At 62.8% G+C, this 22,054-nt stretch carries 21 protein-coding genes; 13 read left to right on the top strand and 8 right to left on the bottom strand.

What is annotated here, in order from left to right; genetic code table 11:
- Positions 1–62 precede the first annotated feature (62 nt).
- Entirely contained in the window at positions 63–422 is a 360-nt protein-coding gene (locus HMPREF0326_RS06115) for a cupin domain-containing protein (protein WP_008686301.1), read from the bottom strand.
- Between the two features lie 209 nt (positions 423–631).
- Between HMPREF0326_RS06115 and HMPREF0326_RS06110 the strand changes: the two genes are divergently transcribed.
- Entirely contained in the window at positions 632–1,408 is a 777-nt protein-coding gene (locus HMPREF0326_RS06110; protein ID WP_008686302.1) for an IclR family transcriptional regulator, read from the top strand.
- 99 nt (positions 1,409–1,507) lie between these two features.
- Here HMPREF0326_RS06110 and HMPREF0326_RS06105 read toward each other — a convergent pair whose 3' ends face one another.
- The 4 genes from HMPREF0326_RS06105 to HMPREF0326_RS06090 form a co-directional block, all read right to left on the bottom strand.
- Entirely contained in the window at positions 1,508–2,674 is a 1,167-nt protein-coding gene (locus HMPREF0326_RS06105) for a hypothetical protein (RefSeq protein ID WP_008686303.1), read from the bottom strand.
- A 60-nt stretch (positions 2,675–2,734) separates the two neighbouring features.
- Positions 2,735–4,018 (bottom strand): TRAP transporter large permease, encoded by a 1,284-nt coding sequence (locus tag HMPREF0326_RS06100; RefSeq protein WP_008686304.1) that lies wholly within the window; start codon positions 4,016–4,018, stop codon positions 2,735–2,737.
- 261 nt (positions 4,019–4,279) lie between these two features.
- Complete coding sequence (locus HMPREF0326_RS06095) at positions 4,280–4,792, bottom strand: TRAP transporter small permease (protein WP_008686305.1); 513 nt, start codon at positions 4,790–4,792, stop codon at positions 4,280–4,282.
- 90 nt (positions 4,793–4,882) lie between these two features.
- Complete coding sequence (locus tag HMPREF0326_RS06090) at positions 4,883–5,911, bottom strand: TRAP transporter substrate-binding protein (protein WP_008686306.1); 1,029 nt, start codon at positions 5,909–5,911, stop codon at positions 4,883–4,885.
- A 459-nt stretch (positions 5,912–6,370) separates the two neighbouring features.
- Here HMPREF0326_RS06090 and HMPREF0326_RS06085 point away from each other — a divergent pair, with 459 nt between their 5' ends.
- From HMPREF0326_RS06085 to HMPREF0326_RS06045, 10 genes are all read left to right on the top strand, one after another.
- A complete protein-coding gene (locus tag HMPREF0326_RS06085) occupies positions 6,371–7,354 on the top strand; it encodes a nine-heme cytochrome c (protein ID WP_008686307.1) in 984 nt (327 codons plus the stop codon).
- Between the two features lie 15 nt (positions 7,355–7,369).
- On the top strand, positions 7,370–8,473 hold the full coding sequence (hmcB, locus tag HMPREF0326_RS06080; RefSeq protein ID WP_008686308.1) for a sulfate respiration complex iron-sulfur protein HmcB: 1,104 nt from the start codon (positions 7,370–7,372) through the stop codon (positions 8,471–8,473).
- Positions 8,474–9,688 carry a sulfate respiration complex protein HmcC gene (hmcC, locus tag HMPREF0326_RS06075; RefSeq protein WP_008686309.1) on the top strand — a complete coding sequence of 405 codons (1,215 nt, stop codon included), beginning with the start codon at positions 8,474–8,476 and terminating at the stop codon, positions 9,686–9,688. It abuts the gene before it with no gap.
- A 16-nt stretch (positions 9,689–9,704) separates the two neighbouring features.
- Positions 9,705–9,851: a sulfate respiration complex protein HmcD gene (gene hmcD, locus HMPREF0326_RS17175; RefSeq protein ID WP_009303442.1), complete on the top strand. Its 147-nt coding sequence runs from the start codon at positions 9,705–9,707 to the stop codon at positions 9,849–9,851.
- 309 nt (positions 9,852–10,160) lie between these two features.
- Positions 10,161–10,412 (top strand): HypC/HybG/HupF family hydrogenase formation chaperone, encoded by a 252-nt coding sequence (locus HMPREF0326_RS06070; protein WP_008686310.1) that lies wholly within the window; start codon positions 10,161–10,163, stop codon positions 10,410–10,412.
- A 325-nt stretch (positions 10,413–10,737) separates the two neighbouring features.
- On the top strand, positions 10,738–13,581 hold the full coding sequence (ileS, locus tag HMPREF0326_RS06065) for an isoleucine--tRNA ligase (RefSeq protein ID WP_008686311.1): 2,844 nt from the start codon (positions 10,738–10,740) through the stop codon (positions 13,579–13,581).
- A complete protein-coding gene (lspA, locus tag HMPREF0326_RS06060) occupies positions 13,578–14,108 on the top strand; it encodes a signal peptidase II (RefSeq protein WP_008686312.1) in 531 nt (176 codons plus the stop codon). The genes ileS and lspA overlap by 4 nt, the downstream gene beginning before the upstream one ends.
- On the top strand, positions 14,105–14,311 hold the full coding sequence (locus tag HMPREF0326_RS06055; RefSeq protein ID WP_008686313.1) for a PLDc N-terminal domain-containing protein: 207 nt from the start codon (positions 14,105–14,107) through the stop codon (positions 14,309–14,311). Before lspA ends, HMPREF0326_RS06055 begins: the two co-directional genes overlap by 4 nt.
- Before the next feature lie 12 nt (positions 14,312–14,323).
- A complete protein-coding gene (gene ybgF, locus HMPREF0326_RS06050; RefSeq protein WP_008686314.1) occupies positions 14,324–15,310 on the top strand; it encodes a tol-pal system protein YbgF in 987 nt (328 codons plus the stop codon).
- A 215-nt stretch (positions 15,311–15,525) separates the two neighbouring features.
- On the top strand, positions 15,526–16,161 hold the full coding sequence (locus HMPREF0326_RS06045) for a protein phosphatase CheZ (RefSeq protein ID WP_008686315.1): 636 nt from the start codon (positions 15,526–15,528) through the stop codon (positions 16,159–16,161).
- A 381-nt stretch (positions 16,162–16,542) separates the two neighbouring features.
- Here HMPREF0326_RS06045 and HMPREF0326_RS06040 read toward each other — a convergent pair whose 3' ends face one another.
- The 3 genes from HMPREF0326_RS06040 to HMPREF0326_RS06030 all read right to left on the bottom strand — a co-directional run bounded on the left by HMPREF0326_RS06040 (position 16,543) and on the right by HMPREF0326_RS06030 (position 19,933).
- Complete coding sequence (locus HMPREF0326_RS06040) at positions 16,543–17,148, bottom strand: indolepyruvate oxidoreductase subunit beta (protein ID WP_008686316.1); 606 nt, start codon at positions 17,146–17,148, stop codon at positions 16,543–16,545.
- 11 nt (positions 17,149–17,159) lie between these two features.
- The gene (gene iorA, locus HMPREF0326_RS06035) at positions 17,160–19,010 is read right to left on the bottom strand and encodes an indolepyruvate ferredoxin oxidoreductase subunit alpha (protein WP_008686317.1); all 1,851 of its coding nucleotides are present in this window, start codon (positions 19,008–19,010) and stop codon (positions 17,160–17,162) included.
- Positions 19,011–19,228: 218 nt separating this feature from the next.
- A complete protein-coding gene (locus HMPREF0326_RS06030; protein ID WP_008686318.1) occupies positions 19,229–19,933 on the bottom strand; it encodes a tetratricopeptide repeat protein in 705 nt (234 codons plus the stop codon).
- Between the two features lie 154 nt (positions 19,934–20,087).
- Here HMPREF0326_RS06030 and HMPREF0326_RS06025 point away from each other — a divergent pair, with 154 nt between their 5' ends.
- Entirely contained in the window at positions 20,088–21,347 is a 1,260-nt protein-coding gene (locus HMPREF0326_RS06025; protein ID WP_008686319.1) for a glutamate-5-semialdehyde dehydrogenase, read from the top strand.
- A complete protein-coding gene (gene nadD / locus HMPREF0326_RS06020; RefSeq protein ID WP_008686320.1) occupies positions 21,348–22,052 on the top strand; it encodes a nicotinate (nicotinamide) nucleotide adenylyltransferase in 705 nt (234 codons plus the stop codon). It begins immediately after the preceding gene.
- Positions 22,053–22,054 lie beyond the last annotated feature (2 nt).

The raw sequence follows: 22,054 nt of genomic DNA, 5'->3' as shown, positions 1-22,054 counted from the left end.
CACGTTGCTGCATGCTGAAATTTTTTCGCCGCGCTCACGCCCGTCCTCGGAATTGATCCTCTTCAGGACCGCGCGGGCACGGCACAGACAAAGGCTTTTTTGACATAGTTCGCCACATGCCAGATTGTGCGCGTGCCGTAGGGGATGAGAAAGCTGTCGCCGGGGCGCACCGTGACCCGCGTGCCGTCGGCATGTTCAATGACCGCCTCGCCCTCCAGAATGCTGCACATCTCGTCCGTGGCATGGGAAGGAATGGCGAAACTGCCCTTTGAGCAGTCCCATATGCCGGCCGCAAGCGTGCCGTCAGGCCGCGCGAAACAACGCCAGACGTTGGCGCGGGGCTTTCCGTCCACAGGATTGGGCGCGGGCCCTTCCGAATGCCCGGCCGGAGCGCTTTGATCAAAAAGAATAATGGTGCTCACGGCGGCATCCTTTGTTCATATATTATCAACTTTTTTCTATTATTATATACTACTTTTCCCTTTGTCAAACCCTGAATCAAGAAAAAGTCGACGCCGGGAAAAAAATAGAGTAACCTTAATTAAGCTGAGATTCAGCCCCAAAGACCCTGGTTTGCGGCACGGCCGCCCGGCGTGGATTTTCCGCGTCCAACTTTGCTTGTGAGAAGAGTATGGCCCAGAACAGCAACGCTTTTGTCCAGACGTTTGAAAAAGGCCTGCAAATACTTGAATATCTGGTGGAGGAAAAAACCGTTTCCGTGACCGGCGTGGCAAAACGCATGGGCATTCAGAAAAGCGCCAGCTATCGTTTTCTCAACACGCTCCGGCTCCACGGCTATGTGGACAAGGATCAGCACAACAGCTACCGCCTCACGGACAGATTGAGCAAATTGGGCAAGGGCATGGTGCCCAAGCGGGAATTTTACAATATCGTCGCGCAGTTTCTGGACAACCTGGCAAAGAAGAACAAAGAGAACAACGGCATCTGCAATCTGGGCATGTGGAACGGCAAGGAAATCGTCTACATGGTCCAGAGCGCCAACGACAAATATATGCTCCTGACCGTGGGAAGCACGGTTCCGGCCTACTGTTCCGCGCTGGGCAAGGCCGTATTGGCCTATCTGCCCGACGAGGCCTTGGAAAATTATATCCAGCGCACCGAATTCGTCACCTTCACGGAAAGCACGGTGAACAGCGCCGAACGCCTGCGCGCGGATCTCCAGGCCGTGCGCGAAAAGGGCTATGCCCTTATGGACGACGAGCTCTACCCCGGCCTCAAAGGCCTGGCCATGCCGGTCATCAACGGCAGCGCGCCGGTCCGCTACGCGGTCAGCGTCACCCAGACCATCTACGGTCCCGCGGGCCAGCTGGTGGAGCAAATGCTCAAGCCCCTGCAGGAAACAGTGCAGGACATCGTGGCCTGCATGGAGATCCATGCAGGCCAATAGCGCATTGCACGTATTTCAAAGGCGAATTGTCCAGGGCCTGTCCGTTGCGGGATCAGAGCAGGAGCGCCCCACGCGCGGGACCGTTGAGGCGCTCCGGGTTCAGTGCGTTGCGATCCCTTTTCTTTCCAGCAGGGCCGCGAAAGCGTCAGTGATCTCCCTGAAGGCCTCAAGCATGGTGTCGGGTCTGAACTCCTTGTAGCGCCAGTTGATGCCGAAAACCTCCTCCACCACGCGGATGCAATGCTCCGTGGCTCTGGCCGCGCCGTCCGCTCCCGTGGGCTCAAAGCCCTCGCAACGGTTGGCCCCGTACATGATTTCCAGCATGCCCTCCCGGCTCAGATCCGGCGGAGTCACGGCCCGCGCGCCGGCAGCGTCCACCCATACGGGGCAGCCCGCCGGAAGCCCTTCGGGCCCCGGCGCGTGCAGCAGCGCGCCCGCGTCGTAGAGCATGGCCTTGATCACCTGCATGGCCGAGGCCGCCACGCACTGCTGGTTGACTTCGGAAAGCAGGGGCATGCGTTCGGGCACGCGGGCCCAGAGGTCCTTATCCACATCCAGTTCGACGGTAATGTCCCTTTTGTTCTCCTCGACCTTCAGATAATAGGGGATGCCGGGAGCCAGCGCTCCCTCCTGGAAAATCTGCATGCACATACAGTGATGCCCCACCAGGGTGATGTCCACGGCTTCGGGCCGCGTACCGCGCTTTTCGGCCACAACGGCCTTGAGCATGGGTTCGAAAAGCGAGACGTTGCCCACGCCCACTGTGGGGGCCAGGCCCACCTTGCCCAGAATCTCGTGCAGATAGTCCGGGCCGGACACGTTGACCACATGCGCGCCGGGCAGAACCTGTTTGACCGTCTTCATAAGATTATAGAGCAGCACGCCGTGCCCCGGCGCCCAGGGCCGAAGGCCCGAGCCCTCCGGCGCGCCGTAGTAAATCCGCCGCGCCAGGTCATGGGGCAGGCGGTGCAGATGCCACCAGGAAAGCAAGGTGGTGGCATTGAAGATCACGTCCGGCCGGTAGCGTTCCAGGGCCTCGGCAATGGCCTCCGTATCCAGCATGTCGATGCCGAAGCCGGCCACGTCGGGAAACCGCCTGTATTCCTGCAGAAAATAACTGTCCGCGATCAGGCTGTTGGCGACCCGTCGGGCGTGGTCCGCGCGAATGTCCCCAACCGCCACCCGGACGCCGGGCAGCCTGCCCGCCAGATGGGCCGCGTAGGTGCCGACCCCGCCCAGCCCCAGAATCATCAGCGTCTTGTCCATGAAAAACCTCCTCGCCCAGCACGGGTCGGAACTCTCATCCTTATGGGAACAAACAAGCCCCTAGCGGACAAAATGCACCAGAAAAAGCGATATTTGCGGGAAAAACGTGACCAGGATCAGGGCCAGTACCTGCACGCCGAGAAAGGCCCAGGCCTCGCGCATGATGTTGCCGATTTTCTCCTTGCAGATGGGCGCGGCGATCCAGAGCTGCGGGCCCATGGGCGGCGTCACCTCGCCGATGATGGAACAGAACACGGCCAGCGCGCCGTACAGGGCGGGGTCGATGCCCAGGCTCATCACGCTGGGCAGAAAGAGCGGCAGCACGATGACCACCATGGGGAAGCTGGAGAAGAAAAAGCCCATGACCAGAAGCATGGCCTGCACGGCAAGCAGAAAGCCGGTGGGCCCGAGCTCCAGGTCGATGACCCACTGGCTGATCATCTGCGGCAGGCCCACATAGCCCAGCACCCGGCCGAAAAGCTCGCCGCCGATGACCAGGAAGTAAATCATGCTGCTCAGGCGCACGGTCTCCGCCAGGGAGTCCATGAAGACCTGCCGGGTGATGCCCTTGTAGACGAGCGTCCCCAGGGCCAGTGAATAGATGCAGGCCACTGCCGCCGCCTGGGTGGGGCTGAATATGCCGGAGTAAATGCCGCCGAGCACGATGAGCGGCATGAGCAGAATGGGGAATGCCTTGCGGAAGGCCTCCAGGCGCGCCGCCGGACCGGCTTTTTCTCCGCCCCGGTAGCCCCGTTTGATGGAAAGGTACACGGTGAGCAGGCACATCAGGACCGCGGCCAGCAGGCCCGGCCCCACCCCGGCCGCGAACAGGTCGGCGATGGAAATGCGGTTGCTGGCCCCGAAAATGATCATGAACACGCTGGGCGGGATGACGGCCCCCAGCCCGGCGGAGGTCACGGCCAGGCCCGAGGCGAAGGCGCGCGGATAGCCCGAGGCCGCCATCATGGGCACGAAAATGGTGCCGATGATGGCCAGACAGGCCGTGGCAGAACCGGAAATGGAGCCCAGGAAAGCCGCGAAGATGCAGATGGCCACGGCCATGCCGCCGGGCAGATGCCCCACCAGGCGGTTGATGCAGTCCCGCAGATGCCCCATGCCGCCGCTGGAAAGAATCAGATTGCCCGCAAAGATGAAAAAGGGCATGGCCAGCATGGGATAGCCGCTGATGGTGGTGAAGAAGATCTGGGAAATGTTGCCTACCGGGAAATCCATGACGTGGATCATGATGGCTATGGAGCCGATGCTGAACGTCACGCACAGCGGTGTTCCCAAGAGGAAAAGGATGACAATGGTCAGCAGGGCGAAGTAGACGAAAGTGTCCATGCCGTTCTCCTAGAGCATTTCAACTTTGAGAATGTACATTCTCAAAGTTTTTAAGACGCTCACTCCGGCGCTTAACCGCGCAAATAAATTGCGCTTACGCCTTCGTGGCGTGCGTCTGCTTACGCAGGATCGTCAGCGGAAAAACGTGGTTTTCGCTGAGCCCCGGCGTCTGCGCCGCCGCAACACCTTACGTTTTTTGTGTGTCTATTTTTTTAAATTAGACACCGGATTGAAACGGATAGCAGGCGGGGATTGCGGGGTTTATTCCCCCGGCTCTTTTTCTTCAGGCGCGTATTTGCCGCGGACCACGACCCAGAGCCGGTACACGGCGAATACGGTGAACATGGCCATGCCCAGGCCCACGCAGCTTTCCACCAGCCAGCGCGGTACGGGCACGCAACGGACAATATTCATATTGAATTCAATGCATTGGGAAATGAAGACAAAGCCGCTCCAGCTGATGACCACGCCGAACGCGATGGTGGCGAAGCAGCTGATGATATCGCAGGCCTTGCGGGCGGGCCCGGGCAGGGCGTTGCGGAGCATGTCCACTGAAACGTGGTCTCCGTCGGGCAGAATGGGCCCGGCCACCATCATGACGGCCCAGATGGTCAGCCAGACAGGCAGGTCGTACATGAGGTCGATGGAAAAATGGAAAAGGGTGCGGCAGACGATTTCCGCGAAATTGACAAGAATGCCCGCAAAGAAGACCAGACCCCAGAATTCGATCCAGCGGTGCTTGAGTTTGGCCCCGGCATGGCTGTGTTGTGACATGGCTCTTCCCCTTTCCGCCGCATTGCGGCGGACGGGCCGGGCGCGGCCGGTACGGGCATGCCGTCCCCGCCGCGCCCGGCCGTAAACGGGTTATCCGGCGGTGGTCCTGATGGCCTCCAGCAAGGCGGGGTCCACGCCCCTGACGAATTCGTCCGTGGCCTGCCGCAGGACGGCTTCCCACTCGGCGCGGGCCTCGGGGATCATCTTCACCAGGATGGTGTCCGGATTTTCATCCCACCACTTGAGGATGCGCTGCTCCTCGTCCTCGAAATACTGGTGCACGTCCGTGGCCGCGATGACGAATTCCAGGGCCTTGCGTTCGCTTTCGGGCAGGGAATCCCACCACTTGCGGTTTACCATCAGAGCCTGCGGGCAGAAGCCCAGGGGCACGGGAAGCATGTACCTGGTCTGGCGGGGCAGATCATAATAGGTGTAGCCGAAGATATCGTTGGTCAGGCCCTCGATCATGTTGGTCTGCAGGGCGGAAACCACCTCGGTATACGGCAGGGCCACGCCCACCAGGCCGAGGGCCTTGAAGGCATTGGCGTAGGACTGCTGGCCGGAATAGCGGATCTTCTGATTCTTCATGGCCGCCAGAGAGTCCGCCGGGCCGTTCTTGGTCCAGATCCAGAAGTGGCCGATGGAATTGGTCCACTTGAGAATCCTGAAGCCCTTGGTTTCAGCCAGGCTTTCCTGCTTGGCCTTCCAGGCCGGGGTGTCCATGGCCCGCAGGAAGTGGGCCATGTCCTTGAAGACGCCCGGCGCGGTGATCACCCGCCAGTCCGGGTCGAACTGCTCGATGAACTGGGGCAAGGTGTAGGTGAACTGCCCCGCGCCCGTGGCCACGGCGTTGATCGCGTCGGCCGGGGACTTCACCACGTCGCCCACCCAGCGCATCTTGTATTTGCCGCGCAGGGCGGGGTGATTCTGCATATTGAAATCAAGCGCGCCGTAATAGATGCCCACGGCCTGCCCTTCGGCATAGGAAGAGGCGGAGCTGTAGGGCTCGGGAAAAAGCAGTTTCACCTCCTTGGCCGCGGCCGAGGCCGGGCGGGCGGATCCACACAGGGTCAGGGCGCACAGCGCCAGCATGCAGGCCATGGTTTGCAACAACTTCATCGCACTCTCTCCTTGATATGGTCACTGCCGGTTATGGGGACTCCGCCCCGTGAAGCACATCGGTATCACTTGGAAAGGAGGCTGCCGGGCAGGGCCGGAATGGTTGTGGATTGCGGTTCATGACAGGGCGCATTATGGGTTTTGTTATTTTTAAAGTAAAACAATTCATTTATTGTGAATAATAGGTCAAGCCGAACCGGGTGTCAAGCCAGCTTCCCGGCCCGTTTCCTGCCTGCGCGGGGAAATGCGGTTTTTTTGCGAAAACTTTCTCAAAGCCTTGCCTTTCAGGCGCGAGAAGCCTTCCCAATGCGCGCCCCCTCCTTGACGTATCTCCCGCCCTGAGCTAGCTTTGCCGCAATCTAAGTGTTTGTCCCCCGCTGGAGGGCGGGGGCCGGAGGTGACCCGCGCGCTTGCCGCGCCGGGAATTGGGGTAATGTCTGTATGCAAAAGGACAAGCACATGAGGAATGGCACAACACTGCTTCTGCTGGCGGCTATGGCCCTGGCTGGCGCGGCGTGTCTGACGTCCTGGGGGGCGGGGTCTGCGTCCGCGGCTTCCCTGGAACCCACGGACAGCGGCGCGCCGTCGGCCATGGTCATCTTTCCGGTCGGCGAAAAGCCCAATCCCAAGGGCGCGGCCATGAAACCCGTGGTTTTCAACCATCTCGTCCATGAGAAAAAAGTCGAAAACTGCGAGTCCTGTCACCACACGGGCGATACCGTGGCCTGTACCACCTGTCATACGGTGGAAGGCAAAGCCGAGGGCAACTTCATCACCCTTGAGCGGGCCATGCACGCCCCCAAGATCGCCAAGCGCGCCAAGGGCAACACGCCCCAAAGCTGTGTGAGCTGTCACGAGCAGCAGCTCAAGCGGCGTGAATGCGCAGGCTGTCACGTGCTGGTCAAGCCCGTGCGCAACGACGCATGGTGCGCCGTCTGCCATACGGTGGCTCCGTCCATGACCAAGGAGCAGATGCAGCAGGGCATCGCCGGGGATCTGCCCGCCGAACAGAACGAGGAACTGGCCGCCGAAACCGTGCTGGCCAAGAAGCCCGTGCCCTATCTCTCGCCCATGATGGCCCCCTACAAAGTGGTCATCGACGCCCTGGCCAAAAAATACGAGCCCAGCGTCTTTACCCACCGCCGCCATGTGAACTCGCTCATGGAGCGCATCAAGGACGACAAGCTGGCCCAGGCCTTCCACACCAAGCCGGAAACGCTCTGCTCCGCCTGTCACCACAACAGCCCGCTGTCGGCCACGCCGCCCAAGTGCAGCAGCTGCCACACCACGAGCATTGATCCCAAGAATCCGGACCGTCCCCGGCTCAAGGCCGCCTATCATCTGCAGTGCATGGGTTGCCACAAGGCCATGAAGGTGGGCCGTCCGAAAAATACCGACTGCACCACCTGCCATAAGCAACGCGCCCCGCAGCGCGCCGACTAGTACGGAGAAACGCATATGAATCGCAGAAAATTCCTGACCATTCTGGGCAGCGCGGGCGTGGTTTCGGCATTGGGCACGGCGAAGGTGGCCGAAGCCAGCGTGCACACCTTCCCCTACTATGACGACAGCTACGGGGTGCTGCACGACACTACCCGCTGCATCGGCTGCCGCCGCTGCGAAGCGGCCTGCAACGAGGTGAACCACCTGCGCAAGCCGGCCAAACCGTTCAGCGACCTTTCGGTTACTGACACCCGCCGCCGCACCTCGGCTTACGAGTGGACCGTGGTCAACAAATACGAGATGAACGGCAAGCCGGTGTTCCGCAAACTGCAGTGCTTCCACTGCAACGACCCGGCCTGCGCCTCGGCCTGCTTCGCCAAGTGCTTCCAGAAACTGCCCGACGGCACCGTGGCCTATGACGGCTCGCAGTGCGTGGGCTGCCGCTACTGCATGGTGGCCTGTCCCTTCTATGTGCCCGGCTTCCAGTATGACGAGGCCTTTGACCCGCTGGTGCAGAAGTGCACCTTCTGCGAGCCCCGCCTCAAGGAAGGCAAACTGCCCGGCTGCGTGGAAGCCTGTCCCGTGGACGCGCTGACCTTCGGCAGGCGCAGCGACCTGATCAAGGTGGCCCGCGCCCGCATCGCGGACAATCCCGGCAAGTACGTCAACTACATCTACGGCGAATTCGACGCCGGCGGCACCGCCTGGATGGTGCTGGCCCCGGCCGCCGAGGGAGCGCCCGTGCCGCCGGATGACCCGACACTGGCCAGCCCGGATCTGAAACAGCTCGGTCTGGACACCCACCTGGGCAACCGGCCCATGGGCGAACTGACCTACGGGGCGCTGGGCGCCGTGCCCATGATCGTGGCTTTCTGGCCCGTGCTCTTCGGCGGGGCCTACGCCATGACCAAGCGTCGCGAGGCCATGAGCAAGCTGGAACAGGACAAAATGGCGAAGGAGGCCAAGGAAGACGTGGCCGCCGCCGTGGACGCCGCCGTGCGCAAGATTGAGGAAACCGAAGGCGAAGGCGCGGCCGAGCGTGCCCGCCGGGCCATGACCGAGGCCCTGAAGGCCCGGGAAGCCGAGGCGGCGTGCTCCAAGCACGGGGAGGATAAGTAGATGGAAAACCACAGCATCGTCATTCCCACCAAGGACAAACTGTTCAATCTTGATCCGCTGCTGCGGCGGACTCCGGGCAATATCCTGACGTGGATCATCCTCACTGTGGGCCTGATCATCACCATCATCCGCTTCACCCAGGGCATCGGCTCGGTGACCAACCTGGACGACAACCAGCCCTGGGGCCTGTGGATCGGTTTTGACCTGCTCTGCGGCGTGTGCCTGGCCGCCGGCGGCTACTTCACCACCGTGGCCTGCTACGTCATGGGCATGAAGCATTTCCACTCGGCGGTGCGCCCGGCCGTGACCACGGCCTTCCTGGGCTACGCCTTTGTGGTGGTGGCCCTGCTGTACGACCTAGGCCATCCGTTGCGTCTGCCCTACATGTTCTTCTTCCCCGGCACCACCTCCGTGCTCTTTGAAGTGGGCCTGTGCGTGGCCACCTACGTCACGGTGCTCTTCATCGAATTCTCCGTGGCGCCCATGGAATGGCTGGCCCAGAAGTTCCCCTGGCTGATCAAGTGGCGCAAGCTGGTCATCCGCTGCACCATCCTGCTGACCATCTTCGGCGTGACCCTCTCCACCCTGCACCAGTCCTCACTGGGCTCGCTCTACCTCATCGCGCCTGAAAAGCTGCATCCGCTCTGGTACTCGCCCTTCATGCCCATGTTCTTCTTTGTCAGCTCCATGGCGGCCGGCGCCTCCATGGTCATCTTTGAAGGCATGTTCGCGCACAAGGGCGTGCATCAATACATGGACGCCACCCACCTGCGCGAGGCCGACGGCGTGGTGCTGAGCTTCTCGCGGGCCGCGTCCTTCATCCTCTTCGCCTACTTCATGCTCAAGCTCATCGACATGCTGGTGCAGGCCAATCTTCCCTATCTCTTCACGGGATACGGGGTCTGGTGGCTGGTGGAGATGCTCTTCTTCGTGCTGATGCCCGCCCTGCTCTACGCCAAGGGTGCGCGCGACGGCAACGTCAGCCTCTGCCGCTTCGCCTCGGCCAATGCGATCATCGGCATCGTGCTCAACCGCTTCAATGTCTCCATGATCGCCTTCAACTACAACCTGCCTCCGGCGGAACGGTACTTCCCAAGCATCTGGGAAATCTGCATCTCCATCTTCGTGGTGACCATGATCGTGACCGCATACCGCTTTATCGTCTACAATATGCCCGTGCTCTACGAACATCCCGACTTCAAGGATGCCCACTAGACACAAGGAGAAGACCATGGAATTCCACACCTTTTATGACTACTTCCTGTACACCAAGAGTTGGGCTTACGTCATGATGTTCGTCGTGCTGCCTCTCTACGTGCTGTACTGGAACTTCGTGCTCTTCCCGGACAAGAAGAAAGGCAACAACAGTCCCAAGTAGCAGGGCGCAAGCAAGGCGGGGCCGCAAGGCCCCGCCTTTTTTCATGCCGCGCGTGCATCACGGGCGCGGATGTCCTTCCTTCACGATTGATGCGCAATCGCGGTTGGGTAAAACGATACCTATAAGCATATGCTGACAGCATGTTTTTGATGCGCCTGTCCCGCTGAGGTTCGCCGCCGCCCTTGCTTCGCCATTGCTCCCCTGCTATGCTGATATTTCTCCCGGCCCGACAGCTTTCCGGCGGCGCGCCCGGCGCGTCTTGCCGTTACGCCATGAATGCTTATTCTTCAGTGCAGTGAGGTCCCCGCCATGTGTCTAGCCATTCCCGCCCAGATTGTGGAACTTCAGGAAGAAGGCATGGCCCGCGTGCGCGTGGGCGAAAGCCAGACCTTTCTGACCGCTTCCGTCATGCTTTTGCCTGAACCGCCGCAGATCGGCGATTATGTCATTCTCCACGCCGGGTTCGCCCTGCATACCATGACGCCCCAGGAGGCTCAGGACAGCCTCGCGGCCCTGCGCGAACTGGCCGAAGCCATGGAGGGCACGCCGGCCCCGTTCTAGCCCGGATTAACGTTGGGAATTATCATTCTCAACGTTGGCGCTGCCTTCAGCCTATCTCTGCTGTCGTCATCCGTAAGGCGGCATAGCCGCCAACGACTGACGCTCGTGGCTGACGTCAGCTCTCGCAGCCGCCGGAGCGATTCCAACGTGAAATTGCTCTGAGGCCGCCTCTCCGCACAGTGTATGCCGACAAGCCCACGCCCGGGAAGGCCGCAGAAAAGCGGCCTTCTTGACTTTAGGGCGCTCTTTGCCCACACTAGAGCGATTTTTCTTTCGCCCGCATCCTCTTCTGCCCTCGGGCCGGGCACAGCCGCTGGGAGCCAGCATGAGTGACTACAAAAAAACCCTGAATCTTCCGCAAACCGCCTTTCCCATGAAGGCCAATCTGGCCCAGCGCGAGCCGGAAACCCTCAAGAAGTGGGACCAGATCAACGCCCGCGAAGCCATGGTCGAGGCTTCGGGCAGCCGTGGCGCCTATGTGCTGCACGACGGGCCGCCCTACGCCAACGGGCACATTCACATGGGCACGGCACTGAACAAGATTCTCAAGGACATTGTGGTCAAATCCCGCAACATGCAGGGCTACGCCTCCCGCTATGTGCCGGGCTGGGATTGCCACGGCCTGCCCATCGAGCACAAGGTGGAGCAGGAACTCAAGGAAAAGAAAAAGACCCTGCCCGCCCATGTGGTGCGCAAGCTCTGCCGCGACTACGCGGCCAAGTGGATCGACGTGCAGCGCAAGGAATTCAAGCGGCTGGGCGTGCTCGGGGACTGGGACGATCCCTACATGAGCATGAAGCCCGCCTATGAGGCCACCACGGCGCGCGAACTGGCCGATTTTGTGGAAAAGGGCAGCGTGATCCGCGCCAAGAAGCCCATCTACTGGTGCTGCTCCTGCCATACGGCTCTGGCCGAAGCCGAGGTGGAATACTACGACCACACTTCCCCCTCCATCTACGTGCGCTTTCCCCTGCCCGACGCGGGCCTGGGCAAAGTCTTCCCGCAGGCTGACCCTTCCCGCGCCTATGTGGTCATCTGGACCACCACGCCCTGGACCCTGCCGGACAATATGGCCGTCTGCCTGCATCCGGAATTCACTTACGTGCTGGTGGAGGCCGGGGGCAGCCAGTATCTGCTGGCCGAGGAACGCCTCGCGCCCTGCGCCGCCCTGTTCGGCTGGAACGATCCCAAAACTCTGGGCCGGGCCACGGGCGCGCAGCTCGAAGGTCTGGTGGCCCGCCATCCCTTCTACGACCGTCCCTCGCCCCTGACCCTGGGCCTGCACGTGACCCTGGACACGGGTACCGGCTGCGTGCACACCGCGCCGGGCCACGGCCGCGAGGACTACGAAGTGGGCCTCAAGTACGGCCTGGACATTTATTCTCCCCTGGACGACGCGGGCCGTTTTCTGCCCACAGTGGAATTTTTCGCCGGGCTCACGGTCACCGAAGCCAACCCCAAGGTCATTGAAAAGCTCAAGGAAAAGGGCGCGCTGCTCCAGGAAGGCAAAATTCAGCATTCCTATCCGCACTGCTGGCGCTGTAAAAATCCGGTGATCTTCCGGGCCACCACCCAGTGGTTCATCAGCATGGAGAAAAACGACCTGCGCAAGCGGGCCCTGGAGAGCATCGACAAGGACGTGCAGTGGATTCCGGCCTGGGGCCGGGACCGCATCTACAATATGATCGAATCCCGGCCGGATTGGTGCATTTCGCGCCAGCGCCAGTGGGGCGTGCCGATCCTGGCCCTGCGTTGCGAGGACTGCGGCGAGGCCTGGAACGATCCCGCCTGGATGCGCGACATCAGCGACCGCTTCGCCAAGCACCCCACGGGCTGCGACTACTGGTACGAGGCGGACCTGAGCGAGATCGTGCCCGACGGCCTGAAGTGCCCGCACTGCGGCGGCAGCCACTGGACAAAGGAAAGCGACATCCTGGACGTCTGGTTCGACTCCGGCACCAGCTTCGCGGCCGTGCTGGAAGCGCGGCCAGAGCTCTCCTACCCGGCGGACCTCTACCTGGAAGGCTCGGACCAGCATCGCGGCTGGTTCCACAGTTCCCTGCTGGTGTCCGAGGGCACGCGCGGGCGGCCTCCCTACCGCTCGGTGCTGACCCACGGCTACGTGGTGGACGGCGAAGGCCGCAAGATGTCCAAATCCATCGGCAATGTCATCGCCCCGCAGGAACTCATCGAGAAGTTCGGGGCCGAGATCGTGCGCCTCTGGGTTTCCTCGGTGGAATACCGCGAAGACATCCGCATTTCGGACCAGATCCTGGGCCGTCTGGTGGACGCCTACCGCCGCATCCGCAACACCTGCCGTTTCATCCTGGGCAACATCGACGGCCTGAGCCAAGCGGACCTGCTGCCCCTGGAGCAATTGCTGCCCCTGGACCGCTTTGCCCTGGACGTGGCCGCGCGCATGCACGAGCGCGTGCAGCAGGCCTACACGGACTTTGAATTCCACAAGGTCTACCACAGCCTGCACAATTACTGCGTCACGGATCTCTCCTCCGTCTATCTGGATATCCTCAAGGACCGCCTCTACGCCTCGGGCGCGACCAGCCGGGAACGCCGCTCGGCCCAGACGGCCCTGTGGCACATTCTGCGTCTGCTGCTGCGCGACATGGCTCCGGTGCTCTCCTTCACAGCCGAGGAAATCTTCAGCCACCTTCCGGCGGACCTGCGCGGGCCCGAACCCACGGTCTTCGCCCTGCAGGCCGTGTCCGGCGAGGAATTTCTGCTGCCCGAAGGCCGGCGCGACGACTGGAACGTGCTGCTGGCCGTGCGCGGCGCGGTGACCAGGGCCATTGAACCCCTGCGCCGCGACGGCGTGGTGGGCCATTCCCTGGATACGCGGGTCACGCTCTACCTGGCCGACGAGTTGCGCGAGCGCCTGGAAAGCCTGAACACGGACCTGCGCGCGGTCTGCATCGTCTCCCAGTTGGAACTGGCCCCCCTGGCCGAGGCTCCGAAAGATGCCTACAGCGACAGCGAAGTGTCCGGCCTGGCCATCGGCGTGGAAAAGGCCCACGGCGAAAAGTGCGAGCGCTGCTGGATTTACAGCACGGAACTGGGCACGGACCCGGCCCATCCCACGCTTTGCCCGCGTTGCGCGGCGGTGCTCAAAAACCTTCCCCTCGGGGAGCAGGAAGGACGCGCGGCCGAATGAGACGGCGCTATCTGATTTTGGGCGGCCTGGCCGCGCTGGCCTTTGTGCTGGACCAGCTCAGCAAATGGTGGGTCATGACCGCCATTCCCGAGCACCGGCCCGTGGTGGTGATCCCCGGTTTCTTCGACCTGATCAACATCCGCAACCGGGGCGCGGCCTTCGGTTTTCTGAACCGCTCGGACATTGAATGGCAGTTCTGGCTCTTCCTGGCGGCCACCGTGGTGGCGGCCTGGGCCATCATCGCCCTGGTGCGCGGCTCACGCCATCAACCCTGGCTTTTCGCCGGGCTGGGCCTGGTGCTGGGCGGTGCTCTGGGCAACCTGGCGGACCGCCTGCGCTTCCGGGCCGTGGTGGATTTTCTGGATTTTTACTGGGGCGACTGGCACTGGCCCGCCTTCAATGTGGCGGATATGGCCATCTGTATCGGCGCCTTTCTGGCCTGTCTGGTCATCTGGCGCAAATCGCCGGAAAACGCGCGGGACGGCGCGTCCGACCGCGGCACGTCCGGCACGGGGAGAAAAGCATGACCTTTGCCTGGTGGCATCCGCTGGTAGCCTTGATTCCCATGCTTCCCAGCTTCTGGAGCATCTGGCACATCTGGAGTCATGAGTTCGAGACGCCCCAGCAACGTGCGCTCTGGCTGGTGCTGGTGGTCTTTCTGCCGGTACTGGGCGGCATCATCTACATATTTACGGGCCGCACCAAGGCCTGTGGAAAAATTCAACGCTGAAACGAGGCTATCATGAACAGATCCCGTTCTTCCCATCTCCTGCTCCTGGGCTGCGCCAGTCTGTTGCTGGGCGCCTGCGTGCAGAGCGGCTCCGGCGGCGGCAGCACCCTGAATCTGGAACAGCAGGTGCAGCAGCACGACATGCAGCTCAGACAATTGCAGCCCGCCCAGGCCGACGCCTGGAACCAGCTCCAGGCCATGCGGCAGGAGTTGAACACCCTCAAGGGCCAGATGGACGATCTGCAGAATGTGGGCGGCGCGCGCGCCCTGGTGGAACGCGTCAATCGCCATGATGCGGCCCTGCGCCAGGTGGAGAGCAGCATGGCCCTGAATCTCAATCTGGGCGATCCCCTGCCGTCCACGCCCGTGTCGGCGGCTGCGCCGACGACTCCGGCCGTGCCCATGACCGGGACGGCGAACACGCCGTCGTACGGCCAGCCCGAAGCAACCTACGGCCAACCGGCCCAGGGCGGCATGCCCGTGGGCAGTCCCGGCTACACGGCGGCCGTGCCTGCGGGCACACAGCCCTATCAGGGCCAGCAGGCGGCCCAGCCCGCCCAGGCTCCCAACGCCGGCACCTGGGGCCAGCCCTCGCCCCAGCCCGTGGTGCAGGCCCCGCAGAAGGACATTTCCCTGGCCCTCTTCGACGCGGGCGTCAATGCCTTCAACGCCCGCAAGTACGAGGAAGCCCAGCGCTCCTTCACGGACTTTCTGAAAAATTACAAGGACCACAACCTGGCCCCGGAAGCCCAGTACTACCTGGCGGAGTGCTACTTCCAGCGCAATCAGTTCGCGGACGCGGCCCTGGCCTATGATACGGTGATCAAAAAATATCCCAAGTCCACGCGCACGCCCGGCGCCTATCTGAAGCAGGGCATCAGCTTCAGCAAAATCAACCAGGGGGCCGCGGCCAAAGCCCGGATGCAGGAACTGATCAAGAAGTTCCCCAATTCACCGGAAGCCGCCCGCGCCAAGAGCTTTTTGAAGACCAACAAGTAAGCGGTCATTTTCGTCCGGAGCGTGTTTTGCCGCCGGGCCTGTCCCGGCGGCAAAACGTCTCACGGCGGAGAGCGGCTCAGGCATGAAATGTGTGAACCGCTCCGGCAAGGGTTTGCAGCCAACCCCTTGTCATGACAAGGGGTACAGACTCTGAGGGGCCCGGCCCCCTACTCGCAGCACTCTAACCTTTCGGCAGGGCCGGAAAGGGGAACGGGATGGCGGACCACGCAGATGAGCCGACCGTGTACAGACAGTTGAGCACGGACATGCGCCAGGGGCTGAAGGATATTTACCAGCAGATTTCCACGGCTTCCAGCGATCAGGCTTTGCCCGTGCCCGAAACGGACGCCCTGTTCCACGAGGCTTCGGACCAGTTGGGGGAAGTGCTCAAAGCCACGGAAACAGCCACCATGAGCATCATGGAAATCGTGGAGAAGCATCTGGATCTCCAAGCCGAAAGCGCGGAACTGCTGGCCGCCGTGCGGGAAGGCACGGCCACGGAAAGCCAGAAGGCCCGCCTTGCCGAGATCAACAGCCAATTGGGCGATGATCTCACCAGCCTGCTGACCACCCTGAGTTTTCAGGACATCACGGGCCAGCGGATCAAACGGGTGGTGGCGGCTCTGAACAAGATTGAAAACAGCGTGGTGGAGCTCTATGTCTCTTCCGGCCTGATCATGGACGGCGCGGAAAAAGACCCGGCCAAGAACGCCCAGGCCCTGAAAGAGGAAGCCAGCAAGGCTGTGGAGGATTTCCGCCAGAACCGCAAGGTCGTTTCCTCGCTCAACGGTCCCAAGAAAGGCGTCTCTCAGGGGGCCATCGACGATATGCTGGCCCAGTTGGGCATGTAGTGTCTAATTTAAAAAATTAGGCACACAAAACCTAGAGGGTCTTGCGGCGGCGCAGCCGCCGTGAGTCAGCGAAAAACCACGTTTTTTCTCTGACGATCCTCCGAAAATTGAGAGCAGAACTCTACTCAAAATTTTTGCAATCAGAGTAATCCCGGATTCCGGCATTTGAAAGCAAACAGCCCGCCGATGGTTTTCACCACGGCGGGCTGTTGTTTTACAGGGCTGTTACTCTTCAAAGCCTGTTGGCCACTACGAGAAATTTTGTTCTCTGCCAAGGAAGGAAGACTTTTTATGGAAGGAGTGTACTCTTGTGGTACTCGGCCGGAATAAAAAGTCTTTCTGACGCAGGCAGAGGGCGAAAGGGCCGTAGTGCCAACAGACTTAGGCCAGAACCGTCTTGCCCAACTCCAAGGCCTTAAGATTGGACTCCTGCAGCTTAGCGGGCAGAAACTTCTTGATGGCCGCTTCCAAGGCGTCCACGCCGAAAGGCAGCACGCCGGAGGCGCAGACCGCGCTCAGCAGCACGGTATTGCCGCTCTGGGCCGAACCGGCCCGGAGTCCCAGCTCGCGGCAGGGAATGAAGCGGCATTGCCCTGCCACCAGCCGGGTCTGTTCCTCAATATAGGCCATGTCAGGATAGCCGGCCTGTCCCAGGGAGACGCTGACCGGCGGCAGGGGATCGCTGCTGGAAAACACCGTGCCGCCGGGCCGCAGATAGGGCAGGCCGCGCAGGGTTTCCAGAGGTTCAAAGCCCAGCAGCACATCGGCCTCCCCGAAGTCCAGTTTGGGCGAACGCCAGCCGCCCAGCAACAGCACGGATTCCACCACGCCGCCGCGCTGGGCCATGCCGTGCACTTCCCCGGCCACCACATCCAGACCGGCCTGCAGAGCCGTACGCGCCAGCAGGGTAGTCGCCGTCAACGTACCCTGGCCGCCCACGCCGGTGAAATAAATCCGCATCCGTTTTTGCTTGTCGTGTGCTTTCATTGTTTCACCACTCAGCGCTTTTTGGCTTTAAAGGCCGTGGGAGCGATCTGCAGGCAGATCATGCAGCCGGAACACAGGGTTTCATCCACCGCCAGATTGTCGCCCTGGCGATAAAAGGCCGGACAGGCCAGCTGCTCCAGGCAGCGCAAGGCTTCCTCGCCCTGCTGCACCACCTGGGCCACCTGGGGCTGCCCTTTCTTGAGGCGACGACGGGCATAGAGCACGCACGGCTCCTCGGCGATGAGCACCCGCACCCCGGACTTGTCCTTCATTTCCTCCAGGGCCTTGGTCACGGCCTTGAGATTGAAGGCCTTTACCTTGACGCATTCGGTCACGCCCAGGCCGCGCACCACGGCTTCCATATCCATATGCACGCTCATGTCGCCGAGCATTTCCTGCAGCATGCCGGGATTGGGCTGATGGCCGGTCATGGCCGTGGTGCCGTTGTCCAGAACGACCAACAGCAGATCGTGGTGGTTGAAGACCGCATTCGCCAAGCCGGTCATGCCGGAGTGGAAAAAGGTGGAGTCGCCGATGAAACCCACCACCGGCTTGCCCGAAGCCCGCGCAAAGCCGCTGCCCGCCGAAATGGACGAGCCCATGCAGACCAGAAAGTCCGCGGTGCGCAGGGGCGGCAGCAGGCCCAACGTGTAGCAGCCGATGTCGCTGGAATAGATGGCTTCGTCCCCGAATACCTGACGCACGGCATAGTAAACGGCGCGGTGCGAACAGCCGGGGCAGAGGTTGGGCGGACGGCCCGGCAGCTGCGCCTCCACGGGACGCGCGGGCTTGGCCGGACAAGGGCAGTCCAGCCAGGCGGACAGGCGACGCAGCACCAGGGTGGTGGAATATTCCCCCTGGCCGGTCAGATTTTCATTCTTGCCCTCAATGCGCACGTTCAGGCCGCGCCGCTGGGCCAGGGCGCGCACGTCCTGTTCCAGCAGGTCCGCGCCTTCCTCCAGCACCAGCACCCGGTCGCATTTCTGGAGGAACGCGACGATCATTTCGCTGGGCAGGGGCCAGGTCATGCCCAGTTCCAGCACGCGCACGCGGTCTTCCCAACCGCCGCTGGCCAGGGCGTCGGCCAGGTAATTGCGGGCCACGCCGCTGGCGATGATCCCCAGGCGGGTCTGTCCGGCGGGTTCGCGCTCCACGTTGAAGCGGCTGCCCTCGGCGATCTGGCGGGCCTTTTCCAGGTTGGCGTCCAGAGCCAGATGACGGCGGCAGGCCACGGCGGGCACCGGCACAAAGCGTCCCGGCTCGCGCTTGAAGGCCACCTTGGGCTGGGGCGCGGGCAGATCGTCAAAATCCACGGGCCCGCGCATATGGCTGACCCTGGTGGTAGTGCGCAACATGACCGGCTGTTGCAGTTCGCGGGCCAGACGGAAGGCCTCGCGGGTCATTTCCTTGGCTTCCTGAGCCGAAACGGGCTCAAAACAGGGCAGAGAGGCGAAACGGGCGTAATGGCGGTTGTCCTGCTCGTTCTGGCTGGAATGGCAGCCGGGGTCGTCGGCCGTGAGCACCACCAGACCGCCGGGCAGGCCGATATAGGCCGAGGTAAACAGGGGATCGGCGGCCACGTTGAGGCCCACATGCTTCATGGCCACCAGGCTCATGGCGCCGCCCAAGGCACCGCCGGCGGCCACTTCCATGGCGACCTTCTCGTTGATGGAGTATTCCAGCCGGTAGCGGCCCTCACCGCCCAAGCGGAGGAAGGTGTCGGCCACTTCCGAGGACGGCGTGCCCGGATAACAGGAAACCATGTGCACGCCCGCTTCCAGAGCGCCGCGCACGATAGCTTCATTGCCCAATAACAGATGGCGCTCCCCACGGGCGCCGCGCAACAGCGGATCGTTGCTCATGCTTCCTCCAGACCCTGCGCGCGTGCCGCGCGGGCCGCAAATGGATACCCCCAGCCGGACTTTTCCGCCCCGGCGTCGCCGGGCGCGGTCGGCGTCCGGCACGCATTACGGCGTATTCGTGTCTAATTGGGAAAATCAGACACACAAAACCCGTAGGGTTTTGCGGCGGCGTAACCGCCGTGAGTCAGCGAAAAACCACGTTTTTTCGCAATCAGACACTAGTTCTGAACCGGCTTTTCAGGCGCGCTCCCGGCGGCGGGAACCAGCGCCTCGGCCCGGACGCGGAAATACTCCCCGTCAAGACCGTTCACTTCCTGAGCCAGGGCCTGGTAGGTCTTGGCAGCCAGATCCTTCTGCCCCGCCCTGGCGGCGGCTTCGGCCAGCATCTGGCGCAGCTGGACGGAACGGTTTTCACCCGGCAGGCGCGCTTCCAGGCCCTGCAGCAAGGTCAGGGCCTCGGCGTTCTTGCCCGCCTTGAGCAGGCTTCCGGCCTCGCCCAGGGCGGCGGCCAGACCCAGCGCGCCGTCGGCGTCCAGCTTGGCGGCTTTGGCGTAAACCTCGGCGGCAACAGCGGCGTCCCCGCTCTCCAGGGCGCTCTGGGCCCAGGCCAACAGCACGGAAAGGCGCACGTCAGACGGGGCCTTGTCGGCCAGGGCGGCCAGGGCCTTGAGGCGTTCCTGCCCCTGCATGGTCATGCTGACGCGCGCCAGTTCCTGGCGGGCGTCCTCGTTCTTGCCGCCGCTGTACCAGCGCCAGATGCCCGTGCCTGCCAGGACCAGCAGAAAGAGGATCACCACACCGGCGATAATGCCCGCATGGCGCAGCATGAACTGCAGGAGGGGCGCGCTTTCGGAACTGACTTCAGCCTGCAGATCGCGAAACAGGGGCGAAGTCTCCTCGCCTTGATTCTTTTGCGGATTCATGTATCAAAAACTCCTTAGGGAGACGGAACTGCCCAAAGCCGGAAGCCCGCGACGCGGGCAGGCTGTTCCTGACGGAACTATTTACATAGGCCAAAGCCAGCCTCCCTGTCAAAATAAATATCCCCGCCGCTCACGGCGGCGCAAAGGAGCAGCCATGACGCCTGCGGAAGAAATGGAACGCCTGGCCGCGCGGGCCCGTGAAGCGGCCCGGGCCATGAGCCGGGCCTGCGCCGAAATCAAGACGCGGGCCCTGATCGGACTGGCGGACCAGCTGGCCGCGCGGGAAGAGGAAATCCTGACCGCCAACCGCAAAGATCTGGACGCGGCCCGCGCCGCGGGCCTGGATGCCCCGCGTCTGGACCGCCTGACCCTGACCCCGGCCATCATGGCCGAGATGCGCGCGGCCTGCCTGCATGTGGCCCAGCTGCCCGATCCCGTGGGCGTCACGGAACAGCAATGGCAACAGCCCAACGGCCTGCTGGTGGGACGCATGCGCATCCCCCTCGGGGTCATTGCCATGATTTACGAGGCCCGGCCCAATGTGACCATCGACGCGGCCATCCTCTGCATCAAGGCGGGCAACGCGGTGATTCTGCGCGGCGGCAGCGAGGCCCTGCATTCCAACACGGCGCTGGCCGGGCTGCTGCAAACGGCCCTGTCCGACGCGGGCCTGCCGCCCCAGGCCGCGCAGCTGGTGGGCATCACGGACCATGCGGCGGTGACGGCCCTGTGCAAGCTGGACCGGTACATCGACGTCATCATCCCGCGCGGCGGCGAAGGCCTGGTGCGCGCCGTCACCGAAGCGGCCACCATGCCGGTGCTCAAGCACTTCAAGGGCGTCTGCCACGCCTTTATCGACGCGGATGCGGATCAGGATCAGGCCCTGGAGATCGTCTTCAACGCCAAGGTGCAGCGGCCCGGCGTGTGCAACGCCCTGGAATGCCTGCTGGTGCACAAGGACGCGGCAACGAACTTTCTGCCGCTGGCGGCAGCGAAACTGGGCGCCGCCGGGGTGGAATTCCGGGCCTCCCCGGAAGCCCTGCCCCTGCTCGGCCCCGGTGCCGTGCTTCTGCAGCCCGAGGATCTCGGCCAGGAGTTCCACGCCCTGATCCTGGCCGTGCTCGTGGTGGACGATCTGGACGCGGCCCTGGACCACATCGCCCGTTACGGCTCCAACCACACCGAAATCATCTGCACCCGCGACTACGGCCACGCCATGCGTTTTCTGCGCGAGGCCGACGCCTCCATGGTGGCGGTCAACGCCTCCAGCCGTTTTAACGACGGCGGCCAACTGGGCCTGGGCGCGGAAATCGGCATTTCCACCTCCAAGCTGCACGCCTACGGCCCCATGGGCGTGCAGGAGCTGACCACCACCAAATTCGTGGTGCTGGGCCAGGGGCAGGTACGGCAGTAAATGACGGCGCACGGCGTCCGGCGTCCGGGCCGGGCCATTCTGGGCGGCAGTTTCAATCCGCCGCACGTGGGTCATCTGCGTCTGGCCGTGGAGGCGCGCGAGGCACTGGGCGACCTGGTGCAGAGTGTGGATATGGTGCCCTGCGCCCAGCCGCCGCACAAGAAAACCGGGCACCTGCTGCCCTTTGAGCTGCGCGCCGCCATGCTGGAGGCGGCCCTGGCCCCCCTGCCCTGGCTGCGCTGCAACCGTCTGGAAGCCCTGCGGGACGGCCCCTCCTACACCTGGGACACCTTGCAGGCCTATCGCGCGGCGGAGCCGGACACGGACTTCTATTTTCTGCTGGGCAGCCCGGATTTCGCCCTGCTGCCCACCTGGCACCAGGGTCTGGAACTGCCCCGGCTCTGCCACTTCGTGGTGGTGCCGCGCGGCGATCTCACAGCCGAGGAATTCACGGACATGACCAGCGCCCTCTGGCCCGAGGCCCGCGAACACCCGCCTGTTCTGCCCGGAGGCCGCTGCATGGCCCTGCCCGGCGGCGGGCTGGCGCATTTTCTGCCGCTGCCCTGGCTGGCCGTGAGCGCCTCGCGCATCCGCGAACTCTGGCTGGCCGGACGCAGTGTGGATTATCTGGTGCCGAGAGCCGCGCTGAATCTTTTGCAGTCCCACCGACAGGCCATCGCGGCGCATTGGCAGGAGGCAAAATAACC

It is taken from the genome of Desulfovibrio sp. 3_1_syn3 (assembly GCF_000145315.2).
Taxonomy (GTDB): Bacteria; Desulfobacterota; Desulfovibrionia; order Desulfovibrionales; family Desulfovibrionaceae; genus Desulfovibrio; species Desulfovibrio fairfieldensis.
The sequence above is the reverse complement of the archived record's forward strand: the minus strand, read 5'-3'. Positions and strand labels throughout refer to the sequence as shown.

Bases quoted from the DNA above. Each gene is read 5' to 3' on its own strand.
- hmcB (WP_008686308.1), top strand. From the start codon at position 7,370: ATGAATCGCAGAAAATTCCTGACCATTCTGGGCAGCGCGGGCGTGGTT.
- HMPREF0326_RS06070 (WP_008686310.1), top strand. From the start codon at position 10,161: ATGTGTCTAGCCATTCCCGCCCAGATTGTGGAACTTCAGGAAGAAGGC.
- HMPREF0326_RS06030 (WP_008686318.1), bottom strand. From the start codon at position 19,933: ATGAATCCGCAAAAGAATCAAGGCGAGGAGACTTCGCCCCTGTTTCGC.
- hmcC (WP_008686309.1), top strand. From the start codon at position 8,474: ATGGAAAACCACAGCATCGTCATTCCCACCAAGGACAAACTGTTCAAT.
- HMPREF0326_RS06105 (WP_008686303.1), bottom strand. From the start codon at position 2,674: ATGGACAAGACGCTGATGATTCTGGGGCTGGGCGGGGTCGGCACCTAC.
- iorA (WP_008686317.1), bottom strand. From the start codon at position 19,010: ATGAGCAACGATCCGCTGTTGCGCGGCGCCCGTGGGGAGCGCCATCTG.
- HMPREF0326_RS06085 (WP_008686307.1), top strand. From the start codon at position 6,371: ATGAGGAATGGCACAACACTGCTTCTGCTGGCGGCTATGGCCCTGGCT.
- ileS (WP_008686311.1), top strand. From the start codon at position 10,738: ATGAGTGACTACAAAAAAACCCTGAATCTTCCGCAAACCGCCTTTCCC.
- lspA (WP_008686312.1), top strand. From the start codon at position 13,578: ATGAGACGGCGCTATCTGATTTTGGGCGGCCTGGCCGCGCTGGCCTTT.
- ybgF (WP_008686314.1), top strand. From the start codon at position 14,324: ATGAACAGATCCCGTTCTTCCCATCTCCTGCTCCTGGGCTGCGCCAGT.
- HMPREF0326_RS06025 (WP_008686319.1), top strand. From the start codon at position 20,088: ATGACGCCTGCGGAAGAAATGGAACGCCTGGCCGCGCGGGCCCGTGAA.
- HMPREF0326_RS06110 (WP_008686302.1), top strand. From the start codon at position 632: ATGGCCCAGAACAGCAACGCTTTTGTCCAGACGTTTGAAAAAGGCCTG.
- HMPREF0326_RS06045 (WP_008686315.1), top strand. From the start codon at position 15,526: ATGGCGGACCACGCAGATGAGCCGACCGTGTACAGACAGTTGAGCACG.
- HMPREF0326_RS06040 (WP_008686316.1), bottom strand. From the start codon at position 17,148: ATGAAAGCACACGACAAGCAAAAACGGATGCGGATTTATTTCACCGGC.
- nadD (WP_008686320.1), top strand. From the start codon at position 21,348: ATGACGGCGCACGGCGTCCGGCGTCCGGGCCGGGCCATTCTGGGCGGC.
- HMPREF0326_RS06055 (WP_008686313.1), top strand. From the start codon at position 14,105: ATGACCTTTGCCTGGTGGCATCCGCTGGTAGCCTTGATTCCCATGCTT.
- HMPREF0326_RS06095 (WP_008686305.1), bottom strand. From the start codon at position 4,792: ATGTCACAACACAGCCATGCCGGGGCCAAACTCAAGCACCGCTGGATC.
- HMPREF0326_RS06100 (WP_008686304.1), bottom strand. From the start codon at position 4,018: ATGGACACTTTCGTCTACTTCGCCCTGCTGACCATTGTCATCCTTTTC.
- hmcD (WP_009303442.1), top strand. From the start codon at position 9,705: ATGGAATTCCACACCTTTTATGACTACTTCCTGTACACCAAGAGTTGG.
- HMPREF0326_RS06090 (WP_008686306.1), bottom strand. From the start codon at position 5,911: ATGAAGTTGTTGCAAACCATGGCCTGCATGCTGGCGCTGTGCGCCCTG.